This is a genomic window from Glaciihabitans sp. INWT7 (genome assembly GCF_014217685.1).
Taxonomy (GTDB): Bacteria; Actinomycetota; Actinomycetes; order Actinomycetales; family Microbacteriaceae; genus Lacisediminihabitans.
Genome location: NZ_CP043653.1, coordinates 2,292,554 through 2,305,337, shown reverse-complemented (window position 1 = coordinate 2,305,337; position 12,784 = coordinate 2,292,554). Strand labels below are relative to the sequence as shown.

At 68.9% G+C, this 12,784-nt stretch carries 10 protein-coding genes; 3 read left to right on the top strand and 7 right to left on the bottom strand.

Annotated elements, in window-relative coordinates:
* Positions 1–1,002, top strand: coding sequence for a bifunctional DNA-formamidopyrimidine glycosylase/DNA-(apurinic or apyrimidinic site) lyase (gene mutM / locus F1C58_RS11225; RefSeq protein WP_185201193.1), 1,002 nt, complete (start codon positions 1–3; stop codon positions 1,000–1,002).
* A 163-nt stretch (positions 1,003–1,165) separates the two neighbouring features.
* On the opposite strand, the gene F1C58_RS11220 is transcribed toward mutM, so the two are convergent.
* Both F1C58_RS11220 and F1C58_RS11215 read right to left on the bottom strand, forming a co-directional pair.
* The gene (locus F1C58_RS11220) at positions 1,166–2,518 is read right to left on the bottom strand and encodes a HAMP domain-containing sensor histidine kinase (protein WP_185201192.1); all 1,353 of its coding nucleotides are present in this window, start codon (positions 2,516–2,518) and stop codon (positions 1,166–1,168) included.
* Positions 2,515–3,189 (bottom strand): response regulator, encoded by a 675-nt coding sequence (locus tag F1C58_RS11215; RefSeq protein ID WP_185201191.1) that lies wholly within the window; start codon positions 3,187–3,189, stop codon positions 2,515–2,517. The genes F1C58_RS11220 and F1C58_RS11215 overlap by 4 nt, the downstream gene beginning before the upstream one ends.
* Before the next feature lie 147 nt (positions 3,190–3,336).
* Here F1C58_RS11215 and F1C58_RS11210 point away from each other — a divergent pair, with 147 nt between their 5' ends.
* A complete protein-coding gene (locus F1C58_RS11210) occupies positions 3,337–3,873 on the top strand; it encodes a hypothetical protein (RefSeq protein WP_185201190.1) in 537 nt (178 codons plus the stop codon).
* Between the two features lie 3 nt (positions 3,874–3,876).
* On the opposite strand, the gene F1C58_RS11205 is transcribed toward F1C58_RS11210, so the two are convergent.
* From F1C58_RS11205 to F1C58_RS11185, 5 genes are all read right to left on the bottom strand, one after another.
* Positions 3,877–4,959 (bottom strand): GNAT family N-acetyltransferase, encoded by a 1,083-nt coding sequence (locus tag F1C58_RS11205; protein ID WP_185201189.1) that lies wholly within the window; start codon positions 4,957–4,959, stop codon positions 3,877–3,879.
* Positions 4,960–5,049: 90 nt separating this feature from the next.
* Positions 5,050–5,670 carry a response regulator transcription factor gene (locus F1C58_RS11200; protein WP_185201188.1) on the bottom strand — a complete coding sequence of 207 codons (621 nt, stop codon included), beginning with the start codon at positions 5,668–5,670 and terminating at the stop codon, positions 5,050–5,052.
* The gene (locus F1C58_RS11195; RefSeq protein ID WP_255461078.1) at positions 5,667–6,803 is read right to left on the bottom strand and encodes a sensor histidine kinase; all 1,137 of its coding nucleotides are present in this window, start codon (positions 6,801–6,803) and stop codon (positions 5,667–5,669) included. The genes F1C58_RS11200 and F1C58_RS11195 overlap by 4 nt, the downstream gene beginning before the upstream one ends.
* Positions 6,804–6,827: 24 nt before the next feature.
* The gene (locus F1C58_RS11190) at positions 6,828–7,571 is read right to left on the bottom strand and encodes an ABC transporter permease (protein WP_185201187.1); all 744 of its coding nucleotides are present in this window, start codon (positions 7,569–7,571) and stop codon (positions 6,828–6,830) included.
* A gap of 2 nt (positions 7,572–7,573) precedes the next feature.
* The gene (locus tag F1C58_RS11185; protein ID WP_185201186.1) at positions 7,574–8,512 is read right to left on the bottom strand and encodes an ABC transporter ATP-binding protein; all 939 of its coding nucleotides are present in this window, start codon (positions 8,510–8,512) and stop codon (positions 7,574–7,576) included.
* 464 nt (positions 8,513–8,976) lie between these two features.
* Between F1C58_RS11185 and smc the strand changes: the two genes are divergently transcribed.
* A complete protein-coding gene (smc, locus tag F1C58_RS11180) occupies positions 8,977–12,537 on the top strand; it encodes a chromosome segregation protein SMC (protein ID WP_185201185.1) in 3,561 nt (1,186 codons plus the stop codon).
* The last annotated feature ends 247 nt before the right edge of the window (positions 12,538–12,784 follow it).

The window sequence follows — 12,784 nt, the reverse complement described above, 5'->3', positions numbered from 1 at the left end:
GTGCCGGAACTCCCAGAGGTCGAAGTGGTGCGAGCCGGTCTCGAACCGGCGGTCACCGCTGCGACCATCGATGCGGTCACCGTCTTCGAGGAACGGTCGTTGCGCCGCCACGACGGTCCGAGCGAGGATTTCGTCGAGCGGCTCGTCGGCCGCAGCATCCTCGCCGCCGTACGCCGCGGCAAGTTCCTCTGGCTTCCCCTGTCGGCCCCGACGCCCAAAACGCAGGAGATTCGCCACGAAATGGGCAGATCGGCGGCAGAAGGCGCCATCGGTGGCAAATCTCCTGCGTTTTTGGAACCGGCGGAGGCTCTCGTCGTGCACCTCGGCATGAGCGGGCAGGTGTTGCTTCGCGATGTCGATCAGGCGGATGACGCGCTCCTTCGTATCCGGTTGGACATCTCCTCCGCCCACGATGGCCCGCTGCGCGTGGACTTCGTCGACCAGCGCATCTTCGGTTCGATGGCGATCGACCCCCTGTTGCCCACCCCGGACGGCCACGCGGCGGGATACGGCTCGGATGCCGCGCTGATCCCTGGCCAGGTGGCGCATATCGCCCGGGATCCGCTAGATCCGGCCTTCAGCGACCGGCGTTTCTTCGATGCACTCGCCGCGCGTCGCACGGGTATCAAGAGGGCACTGCTCGACCAGGGCCTCATCAGCGGCATCGGCAACATCTATGCGGATGAGGCACTGTGGGCGGCTCGCATCCACTACGACCAGCCCACCGCGACACTCTCCCGCGCGCGGGCCCGCACCCTTCTCGCGGAAGTACGGCTGGTGCTCGCACGTGCGCTCGCGGAGGGCGGCACCAGCTTCGATGCGCAATACGTGAACGTGAACGGCGCATCCGGCTACTTCTCGCACTCGCTCAACGCGTATGGTCAGCACGGCAAGAGCTGCCCACGGTGCGGTCGGCCGATTGTGCGTGAGACCTTCATGAACCGCGGCTCGCACTTCTGCCCGTACTGCCAAAAGATCCGCGCCACCTCGCCTCCGGCATAACTCCTGCAACTCGGGCCTGTGACCGGGTCGGCCCCGTGAATTCGGCAGCCCACAGGCGGCATCCGACAGATTGCAGGAGTAATGAGGCAGAGGCAGAGGCAGAGGCAGAGGCAGCGGCAGGGGCAGAGGAGGGGCAGAGGAGGGGCAGAGGAGGTGCGGGCGATCACGCGGCCGGCAGCGAGACGGCGAAGACCGCACCTCCGCCGGGGGCGTTGCCCGCGGCGATGCTTCCGCCGAGGCGCGAGACCAGCCGGGCGGCGATCGACAGGCCGAGCCCGGTGCCGACGGCGCGGATGTCGCGGTACCGCGCCTGCAGGGCCCCGCGTTCGAAGGCCACGGCCAGATCTTCGGACGAGAGTCCCGGCCCCCCATCGCGGACCTCGATGACCACCCCCGTGCCGAAGGCGCGCGCGGCGATGGACACCGTCGATCCGGCGGGGGAGACGCGCAGGGCGTTCTCCACCAGCCCGTCGATGAGCTGGCGCACCCGTTGGGCATCGGTCTCCATGGCGAGCCCGGGTGAACCGGGTATCGCCTTCACGGTCACGTCGAGCGTGGCGGCTCTTCCGCGCCAGGCGTCGGCGGTCTGTTCGAGGATGAGCGCGACATCCACCCGCTGCCGGACAACAGCGAAATCGTCGGCCTCGAGTCGCGCCAGCTCGAGCAGGTCGGCCACGAACCGGTCGAGCCGCTCGGTCTCGGTGACCAGAGTGGCGCCGACGCTGGCGATGTCGCCCTCCCGGATGAGCCCGTCGACCATCGCCTCCCCGTAGCCCCGCACGGCGGTCAGGGGGGTCCGCAGTTCGTGCGAGATGGAGAGCAGGAACTCGCGCTGGCGCCCCTCGCTCGTGCTGAGAGCCCGATCGAGGGTCGCGAGCGCTTCGGCGACCGCGGCGACCTCTGTGGGCTGATGCGCCTCCATGACGAGCCCGCGTTCGCCGGCCGCCATCCGCCTCGCCGTCTCGACAGTCGCCACGAGCGGGCGGGTGAGCCAGCGCGCAAGGAGGGTGCCGGCGACGATCGCGACCAGAACCCCGATCGCCAGCGCCAGGAAGACCCGCCTCACCGTGGCGGCCGTCGCGGTCTCGAGATTGCCGAGCGAACGGACCAGCACGATCGCGCTCCCGGAAGCCGTCGGGCGACCCTCCACGAGCATGGTCTTGCCTGTGCGGCCCTCCGTCTGGGAGACCGGATCGCCCGCGAGCAGGGTCGTCACATCGGCGGCCGACACGAAGGCGGCACCCGGCCCGGACACTCGCCCTTGCGGCCCGACCACGGCGACCCGCGTGTCGCCGAGCGCGAGGCGCACCCGCTCCCGGAGTGACGCGAGATTGGTGGCGGCGGGCAGCCGGCTCAACAGCTGTGCCTGCGCGGCAAGCTGGGCCCTGCCCTCGGTGATCGTCGACTGGCGTACCAACTGCGCCGAGACCAGGCCGGTGATGAGCACGGCCAGCACGGCGACACTCACGGTGACGAGGGTGATCCGACCGCGGAGCGAATGGAACCAGGCGCTCACTCCGCCACCGAGTAACCCACCCCGCGCGAGGTGCGGATGGGGCTGTCGGCCCCGAGCTTTGCGCGCAGCTGGGCGATGTGCACGTCGACGGTGCGCCCGAGCCCGTAGTCGGCCTGGCCCCACACGCTCGACAGCAGTTGTTCCCGCGTGAAGACCTGACCCGGCGAGCTCATCAGTTTGGCCAGCAGGTCGAATTCGGTGCTGGTGAGTTCGACCGGGCGACCGGATGCCACCACCCGGCGGCGCGCGGCATCCAGGGTCACCGCGCCGGCAGCCACCGGGGCGGCCAGGGGCGGTCCCGCGTGGCGACGCAGGATGGTGCGGACGCGCGCCACGAGCTCCCGGGGCGAGAAGGGCTTCGTGAGATAGTCGTCGGCCCCGAGCTCTAGTCCCAGGATTCGGTCCACCTCGTCATCGCGAGCCGTGACGAAGATGACGGGTGTCCAGTCGTCCGCGGCTCGCATGCGTCGGCAGATCTCGATGCCGTCGAGGCCAGGCAGGCCGACATCGAGCACGACGGCAACGGGGTGCAGCCGGCGGATGCTCGCGAGCCCGGCGAGCCCGTCACTCTCGACATGAACGCCGAATCCCGCTTCGCCGAGGTAGAGCCGTTGCAGGTCGGCGATCGCGCGCTCGTCTTCGACGACCACGATGAGACCCTTCGACTCCATGGCACCATTCTGGTGGTACCGAAGATGCCCGGGTCGCGCATTCGCAGCGTTCTTACGTTGCCCGAACATTCGCCGAACCGCCGCCGGACACGGGGGGAGCATTCTGGCTCAGGGTCGCAGAACGGCGGCCACCACGGGAGGACAGTCATGAACAACACGAAGACCGCCGCGCGCTGGGCAACGGGAGTCGCCGTCAGCGCCGGGCTCGCTCTCGCTCTCGGCACCGGTGGGCTCGCCGCGACTGCGGCCACGACCCCGACGCCGGTGAGCACCAGCTCCGCGAGCTGTTCCTTCGGTGAGCATCTCGTCTCGGCCTGGCGGGCGGTTCCGAGTGAGCTGCGCACCGACCTGAAGGCGGCTCGGGCCCTGAAGCCCGGCGCCGACCGTCGCGACGCACTGAAGAAGATCGAGGCCAACGCCATCGATGGCGGGTACGGCGCCGGCGTAGAAGTCCGGGCCGAGTGGCGAAAGGATCACCGCGGCGACAAGCTCCGGCCGCTGCCGGAGAGTCTGAAGGCCGATCTCAAGACTCTTCACGCGACCCCGAAGGCGGCACAGGGGGCCGAGGCGCAGAAGATCGCCGACACCGCTGTCGCCGGGGGCTACGGAGCCACCATCGAATCCTTCGCCAAGGCGGTGCAATCCAGCCCGGCGTGGAAGGACTGCACTCCGTCGGCAAGCTGACCGTCACGGGCGGCCGAGCACCTTCTTCCAGGCGCCCTCGTATCCCATCGGCGTGAAGCCGACGGCTTCGTTCACATCGAGCATGTGCCGGTTCTCCTCCGCGTTGAAGGGGATGATCGACGGATGCCCCGGAGCCGCCGCCTGAAGATGACGGATGTTGGCCGCTTTCAGCAGCATCCCCAGACGGTGTCCGCGGTGTTCCCGCAGCACGATCGTGTCGTTCTGGGAGACTGCGCGATCGGTCTCGGCCGGCACTCCGAGCTCGGTGAGGCCCGCAAGTCGCCCGCTCGGCACGTGCTCGACCACCGAGACGAGGGATGTCTTCGGGCCGGCTTCGGCGCGATCCTCGTAGTCGATCAGGCGCTGGCGGGTCCAGACATCCTCCGGCTCCTCGAGGCCCGCGGTGGGCGCATCCGTGCTCATGCGCGTGTAGAGCAGCGCCATGTCGTCGAGCCAGCGCGCCGGGGTACGACCGGCCCACTGGTGAATGCGATAGTCGGCGCCCGCGGTCTGCTGGGACTCCGCGACGAGGGCGTCGATGGCGGCGGCAGGCACGGGAAGGGCAAGCCGACTGGCGCGCTCCACCTGTTCGAGCCGGAAGCCGCGGCCGAGCAGCATCCTCACCTCGCTGTTGTCGGCGGGAACGGATCCGAAGCCGGTGGGGGAGGCGAGCCGGTCTCCCTCGGCTGCCTTCGACACGGTGTACACCACCAGCTGTGTGCGGTGGTCGGCGGCAGCGATCGCCTCGAGGCGATCGGTGAGGGCGGTGCCGATGCCCCGATGCCTGAACTGCGGATGCACCTGCACAGAGATCCACGCCATGTCGCCCTCTGCCGAGGGGCGGGTCTCGAAGATCCCGCGCGCGACGATGCGTCCCTCCAGCCGCGCTGCGAAGAGCTGCTTCGGCTCGTACTCCTGGTCGAGCCAGACCGGCAGCAGCTCCGCCGGAGTCACGGCGAGCTCTTCGGTGCCGAAACCGTCGACCTCGCAGGCATTGCGCACCTCGGCGGTCGCGATGAAGTCGACGGCGTCCGGATGCTCGAGATGAGGCGGGATGACGACCCGCTCGATCGTGAAGTCGGTCACAGTGGTGGCCCCTTTACTGCCGTCCGGGGTGGGACAGCCGACCAGAGTACCCCCGGGCTGCGCTCTGCGACGTCGATCGATACCGAAGCGTTAGGAGAGCAGCCAGCCGTTGTCGGCGGCGATCCGCACGGCTTCGCTTCCGTTGCGCGCCCCGGTTTTGCCGATGGCGGAGGAGAGATGGTTGCGAACGGTGCCCTCCGAGAGGTGCAACTGCTTCGCGACATCCCCGATGCTCCCCTCGGATCGCAGCGCGAGCAGCACGTCGGTCTCCCGCGCGCTGAGCGGGGATGCGCCGGAGATGAGCGACTCGGTGGCCAGGGTGGGATCCACCACCCGCAACCCGGCGTGCACGCGGCGAACGGCATCCGCGAGCTGGTGCGAGGGGGTGTCTTTCACGACGAAACCGGATGCCCCGGACTCGAGCGCGCGTCGGAGGTAGCCCGGCCGACCGAAGGTCGTGACGATGAGTGATCGGCAGTCGAGGCCGGAGTCCCGCAGCTGGCGGGCGACCGCGAGACCGTCGAGGCCCGGCATCTCCACGTCGAGCATGGCGACGGATGCCCCGCTGCCGGTCACCAGCGCGAGCACCTCGTCTCCCCGACCCGTCTGCCCGACGACCTCGATGTCTGGTTCCAGCGACAGCAGGGAAGCAAGGGCGCCACGCACCAGCGCCTGATCGTCGGCGATCACGATGCGGATCGCCTCACTCACGCGGCACCGCGCACCACGAGTTGGAATCCACCCTGGGGGCTCTGCCCCACCAACAACTGTGCCGCCGCAGCGGCGCTGCGCTCGCGGAGGCCCCGAAGGCCATTGCCCGGCACGGCGGCATCGGTGAGCGTCGCGCCCGGCCCGCGCCCGTCGTCCGCCACGGTGAGGGAGCGGTGGTCGATGGTCACCCAGCATGCCGTCGCCCCCGAATGGCGGATCACGTTGGTGACCCCCTCGCGCAAGACCCAGGCGAACACTCCCTGCTGCCGGGGGTCGATCGCGGGCACCGACTCCGGCAGGTGGGACTGGATGCCGGCGGCCGCGAGAGCCGTCTTCGCCGCGACCAGCTCGGCATCCACCGTGGTCTCCCGGTAGTTGGAGACCGCGAGGCGCAGGTCGGCAAGGGCGCTGCGGGTGAGGCGTTCGATGTCCGCAATCTCGAGCTCTGCCTTCGCCGGATCGATGGTGACCAGCCGGCGCGCCAACTCCGACTTCATCGTGACGACGGTCAGGCTGTGGCCGAGCACATCGTGAAGGTCACGGCTGAATCGGGCCCGCTCCTCCACGACGGCCAGTCGGGCGATCTCCTCGTTCGCTACCCGGAGGCTGAGATTGGAGCGGGAGATCAGTCCGAGCCCGATGAGGGTCGCGGCCGTCACCGCGGTCACGACCGGGGCGAAAAGCAGGCCGATGATGAAAGCGACCGAAGCCCCGACCGCAACCTGAACGAGAATCACCAGCACCGAGATTCCGACGGCCAGCCGAGGAGGGAGGTTGGTGAAGGCCGCGAGGGAGACGACGAGCAACCACATCCAGATCGCGATCGGCCCGATCAGGGGGAAGAGCAGGCAGGAGGCGGCCCAGAATGCCCCGATCGCCATCAGTCGAACGCGAACACTCTCGTTCCAGATGACCGGACCGAGCAGCAAGAAGACGGCGTAGAGCACCGCGAGAAGCAGGAGTCCGAGCACCTTCGAGAGAACGGGAAGGTCGAGGGACACGACGCTCACCACCAGGATGGATTGCCACACCAGGCCGGACGCGGCCCCGATGTACCAGGAGCGGGCGCCGGCTGCTCGCAGCCGCTCGCGCACGGGCATCCGTGGTTCGTTCACTTCAGTCTCTGTCGACACGGTATTCACCCTATTGCGAGCGGCTCAGGCCCGTGCGGCATCGCGGCGATAGCGCCAGGTGATGAGGGCGGCGAGTGCGAGAGTCCAGGCGGCGAGGACGACGATGGGCAGCAGGGCGTTGCCCGCGCCATCCGCCCCGATCTGCCCCAGCTTGTTGAGCCAGTACGAGGGCACCGTCTGCGCGATCGAGATCACCCAGGTGGGCATCACCTCGAGCGGGATCCACAACCCGCCGAGAATCGCCATGCCAAGGAACACCACGGTGAAGAGGGGTTGGGCGAAAGAAGGGCGGGCGAATTGGCCGAGCGCCACCGCGATGAGGGCGAAGGGGATGACGCCGATCCAGATGCCCAGGATCGCGGTGAACCAGTGCAGGGCGTCCATCCGCGCCCCGAGCACGATGATCGACACCGCGCAGAGGGCGATGATCGTGCCGAGCGCCACGAGCAGGGCAGCCGCGACCTTCGACACGAGGTATCCGACACCGGACAGCGGGGTGATGCGCAACTGGCGGTTCCACCCGATCGAACGCTCCGTGGTGATGGCGAAGGCCTGTGAGAGGGCGGCGAGCATCCCGCCGTAGGAGGCCATCTGTACTGTCGTGACGATGAGCCAGGGGAGGCCGGAGCGCTGCTCCTGCTGCCCGCCCGAACCGTAGAGCGAGCCGAAGATGAGCAGCATCACCAGCGGGATCACGAAGGTGAAGGCAAGGGAGCGCACGTTGCGCAACTGCCGGAGGGACTCGAGGAGGATGTAGCGGTACGGCATGGTCAGACTGCTTTCGTGAGAAGCGACTGTGCGCTGGACTGCGGGGTGGGGGAGGTGAGGGCGAGGAACGCGTCATCCATCGTGTGGGCGGTGATCTCGATGTCCCGCGCCGCCGGCACGGCGGTGAGAAGAGCCCGAAGGGTGAGATCCGAGTCGTCGGTCCTGAGTGAGAAACGATCGCTCCTGCGGTCGAAGGACCGGACGCCCGGCAGCTGCGGGATCGCCGCGGCCGCGGCATCCGCGTCCCTGCTGTCGACCTCGAACCGGATGGTGCGGCCCGAGACCACCGACTTGACCTCGGCGGGGGTCCCATCGGCCACGACCCGGCCGGCGCCCATGATCACGATGCGGTCCGCGAAGGAGTCCGCTTCGTCGAGGTAGTGGGTGGCGAAGACGACGGTGCGTCCCTCCGCGGTGAACTGTCGCATCGACAGCCAGAAATCCCGGCGGGATTCGACGTCCATGGCGGCGGTCGGCTCATCCAGAATCAGCAGTTGGGGGTCGGAGACCACCGCGACGGCGAATCGTGCCCGCTGGAGCTGGCCGCCGGAGAGCTTGCTGACACGGCGGGCGGCGAGGTCGCGGATGCCGGCCCGCTCGAGCGCCTCCTCGACGGGGAGCGGCGCGCGGTGGGCGCTGGCGACCAGTGCGACGGTCTGCGCGACAGTGAGGTCGGGAAGCAGCGCCCCGCCCTGCAGCATGGCGCCGACGCGTCCGTCGACGATCGCCGCGCGAGGGTCACCCTCGAAAAGCCGGGCCGTGCCGGCGGTGGGGTGGGAGAGGCCGAGGGCGAGATCGATGGTGGTGGACTTTCCCGCGCCGTTCGGCCCGAGCAGTGCCACGACCTCGCCGCGGTCGATGCGCAGGTCGACATCCACGACGGCATGCACGGTGCCGAAGTTCTTCGAAAGGCCGGTGAGTTGGATCGCGGGAGCTGTCATAGGCCAAGCCTCCCGGTCGGCTCCCATCTCGCGCCACGACTCCTCACACCCTCTCGCCGTGACTTTTGTCACCGGTGGCGCCCGGCATAACTCCGGCAATTCGGTGGCGGATCGATGGCCGCCGCCGAGAGGACGGGGAACGGCGCCGCGCGCTCCCCGGATTGCAGGAGTTATGCAGGGTGGCCGACTCTGCCTGGCGGGGCTGAAGATCGGCCGCAGCCCGTCGGCGCGGGGCTCGGCCCTCGACACCCCCCCCGCTGCATAACTCCTGCTGTTCGTCTCGCCGTGACCGTGACGCCCGCCGGCGTCGGGGCGCCGACGGGCGCCACACCCGATCTGCAGGAGTTATGCGAGGGGGAGGGGGCAGCCCGCCCGACGCGGGTCGCCGGTGTCGCCTGCCGGGGATGCCCTCCCCTCTCCGGTACCGTTGACCCAGACGTCGTCGAACGGAGAAGGGCAGGCCGGTGTATCTCAAGAGCCTGACTCTCAAAGGCTTCAAGTCCTTCGCCCAACCGACCACCTTCGCCTTCGAACAGGGTGTGACCTGCGTCGTCGGGCCCAACGGCTCCGGCAAATCCAACGTCGTCGATGCCCTTGCCTGGGTGATGGGCGAGCAGGGTGCAAAGACCCTGCGCGGCGGCAAGATGGAAGACGTGATCTTCGCCGGTACGGCGACGAAGGGCCCCCTCGGTCGGGCCGAGGTCATCCTCACCATCGACAACGCGGATGGCGCTCTGCCGATCGACTACGCCGAGGTGACGATCTCGCGCACCCTGTTCCGCAACGGCGGCAGCGAGTACGCCATCAACGGGGACACCTGCCGACTTCTCGACGTGCAGGAGCTGCTCAGCGACTCCGGCCTCGGGCGGGAGATGCACGTGATCGTGGGCCAGGGACAGCTCGACGCTGTGCTCCACGCGAGCCCGGAGGAGCGGCGGGGATTCATCGAGGAAGCCGCGGGCATCCTCAAACATCGTCGCCGCAAAGAGAAGACGATCCGCAAGCTCGACGCGATGCAGGCGAACCTCACCCGGTTGTCGGACCTGGCCGGGGAGATCCGCCGCCAGTTGAAGCCTCTCGGTCACCAGGCGGAGATCGCCAAGGAAGCCCAGTCGATCGCGTCGATCGTGCGGGATGCGCGAGCGAGACTTCTGGCGGACGAGGTAGTCACCCTGCGCGCCGCCATCACGGCATCGAGCCGGAGCGAGAGCGAGCGCAAGACGGAGCGCATCGTCCTCCAGGAGCAGCTCGACCAGGCGAAGCTGCGCGAGCACCGCATCGAACAGTCGCAGGAGGGGGATGCGGTGGACGTCGCCCGTCGCACCGCCTTCGGGCTCGAATCGGTGCAGGAGCGGCTGCGCAACCTGTATTCGCTCGCCAACCAACGCCTCTCCCTGCTCGGCCAGCAGGCCGACGGACCGGACGCGGCGCCGGGCGTCACGCGTCAGATGGTGGCCGACGCCGAAGACGAGGTAGAGCGCATCGCGGCGACGATCGTGGATGCCGAGGCTGCCTGGCAGGAGACACAGGCGGCGACGGCCGTTGCGAGAGCCAACCTCGACGGGCTGGACGAGCAGATCGCCTACCAGTCTTCCCTCGTCTCCCGTCACGACCTCGAGATCTCGAAGCTCACCGGGCAGAAAGACAGCGCCGCCTCTCGCCTCGCCGCGGTGCGCGGAGAGGTGCTTCGTCAGCAGAATGCGCTCGACGCGGCGCGCGAGAGACGCGAGACCGCGCAGATCGCCTTCGTGGCGCTCGAGGCCGAGGCCGTGCTGACCGATAGCGGTGAGACGGATCTCGACGCCGCCTATCAGAGCGCCCAGGCCGAGCTCGTCGACGCCGAGGCCGAGATCGACCGCTTGCGCGAAGCCCTGCACGGAAACGAAAGGGAGCGCGACGCGCTCGCGGCCCGTGTCAGTGCCCTGTCATCCGCGATGGACCAGAAGGACGGTTCGAGTGCGCTCGTCGCAGCCCGGCTCGACGGCATCCGGGGGCTCGTCGCCGAGCATGTGCAGGTGCAGCCCGGCTACGAGGCGGCGATCGCTGCGGCCCTCGGTTCCCTCACCGATGCCGTGCTCGCCGACAGCCGGGACGCGGCATTCGACGCGCTCGAGTATTCCGCGCGGAACGATCTCGGACGCGTCGAGGTAGTGCTGAGCGAGACGAAACAGGCCGTTCAGGGCACACGAGACCTCGGTGACGGCACCGTCGCCGCAGCCCAGGTCGTGACCGCACCGGACGGGGTGAAGCTGTTGCTCGCCGGCATCCTGATCTCGGACGATCTGCCGACGGCACGCTCGGCCTGGTCGCGGCTCGAGGCAGGCTCCGGCACCACCCTCATCACCAAGGCCGGGGATGTGCTCTCGGAGTACGTGCTGCGGGGGGGGTCCGGCGCCAAGCGATCGCGCCTCGAACTCGTGGCCGACCGCGATGCCGCCACGCATCGCCTCGACGAGGTGACCTCGCTCATCGACCGGGCGCGCTTCGCGCTCGCCGAGCAGCGCGGACGTCTCGAGGTCGCGAAGGAACAGTCGACGCGCTCGCTCACCGCGCTTCGCCAGTTCGATTCGCAGCTCGCGGCGCAGACCGAGAAGCTCAACCGCGTTCGCGTGCAGGTGGAGGCGGCCGCGGCGGAGGCCGAGCGGCTGGAGCGCGGGCTCGCCCTCGCCACCGACTCCGTGACGGATGCCGCCTCGGCCGCCGAGCGCGCCGCCCAGGAACTCGGCACTTTCGTCTCCCGCCCGCGTCCCATCCTCGATGTCGCCGCCCGCGAGGGCGTGCTCGCCGACCTCGATGAGGCGCGCGAGCGCGAGGTGGAGGCACGGCTTCAGGTGGAGACGGCGCGGGAGCGCGCGCGGGCCGAGCAGTTGCGCGCGGTGCAGCTGAAGCGCCAGTTGGAGGCGCAGCGCGAGGCGGCCGACGAAGCCGCTCGTCGCGCGGTGATCCGACGGCGGCAGGTCGCCTCCGCCCAGACGGTGATCGACGCCCTCCCGGCAGTGCTGGATGCCGTCGACCGTTCGGTTTCGGAGGCTCGGGTGCAGCTCGCCTTGCGGGAGGCAGAGCGCGCGGCCCAGAACGAGGAGCTTGCCGAGTTGCGTCGGGGAGAGAATGCCCTGCGTGAACGGCTCACTTCGATCAGCGAGGGCGTGCACGCGCTCGAGATGCAGGTCTACGAGAAGAAGCTCCATCTTTCGACGCTGCTGGAGCGCGCCGGCGAAGAGCTCGGCCTGGTCGAAGACGTGCTCGTGGCCGAGTACGGCCCCCAGCAGTCGGTGCCCCGAGACGGTATCGATGCGCGGCCCCAGTCGTCGGGCGCCTCCGACGGTCGGGTCGAGGGCGCGCCGGAAGACGGCATCCCGTTCGTGCGTGCAGAACAGGAGGCGCGCCTCGCCAAAGCCGAGCGAAAGCTCGCGCAGCTCGGTCGGGTCAACCCGCTTGCCCTCGAGGAGTTCGCCGCACTCGAGCAGCGTCACAAGTTCCTCACCGAGCAGCTCACCGACCTCACCTCGACCCGCACCGACCTGCTCACGATCATCGGCGAGATCGACGAGAAGATGGAGGACATCTTCTCGAGCGCCTTCGAAGACACGAGAGAGGCTTTCGACACGGTGTTCCCGATCCTGTTCCCGGGAGGCACCGGGAGCATCTTCCTCACCGATCCCGACAACATGTTGACAACCGGCATCGAGGTCACCGTGCGGCCTGCGGGAAAGAAGATCGAACGGCTGTCCCTGCTGAGCGGTGGTGAGCGATCCCTTGCTGCCGTCGCTCTGCTGATCGCCATCTTCAAGGCGCGTCCGAGCCCGTTCTACATCATGGACGAGGTGGAGGCGGCCCTGGATGACGCCAATCTTGGTCGCCTGCTGCAGATCTTCGAGGACCTGCGCCAGACTTCGCAGCTCATCGTTATCACCCACCAGAAACGCACGATGGAGATCGCGGATGCCCTCTACGGCGTGAGTATGCGCGCCGACGGCATCAGCGCGGTGGTCGGCCAGCGCGTGAAGGCGGAGCAGGCAAGCTAGCCCCGTGTGGGCGTGCGGGCGTGCGGCCGTGCGGCCGTGCGGCTAGCGACCCTGTGACGATGTGGGCCTTCACTCCTGTGCGATCCGCGCTGAATTGCACTCTTTTGTGGGTGAAACGGGCGGGCAGGTCGCAGAAGAGTGCAACTCGATGATTGTTCGCCCACGACGGTCGTCCATAGCCCGCGTCCACAGCCCGCTGCGGTCCATTGGGCACTCGGTCCCGGATCCGGGAGGATTGTTGGACTGC

Bases quoted from the DNA above. Each gene is read 5' to 3' on its own strand.
- F1C58_RS11215 (WP_185201191.1), bottom strand. From the start codon at position 3,189: ATGGAGTCGAAGGGTCTCATCGTGGTCGTCGAAGACGAGCGCGCGATC.
- F1C58_RS11210 (WP_185201190.1), top strand. From the start codon at position 3,337: ATGAACAACACGAAGACCGCCGCGCGCTGGGCAACGGGAGTCGCCGTC.
- F1C58_RS11190 (WP_185201187.1), bottom strand. From the start codon at position 7,571: ATGCCGTACCGCTACATCCTCCTCGAGTCCCTCCGGCAGTTGCGCAAC.
- F1C58_RS11185 (WP_185201186.1), bottom strand. From the start codon at position 8,512: ATGACAGCTCCCGCGATCCAACTCACCGGCCTTTCGAAGAACTTCGGC.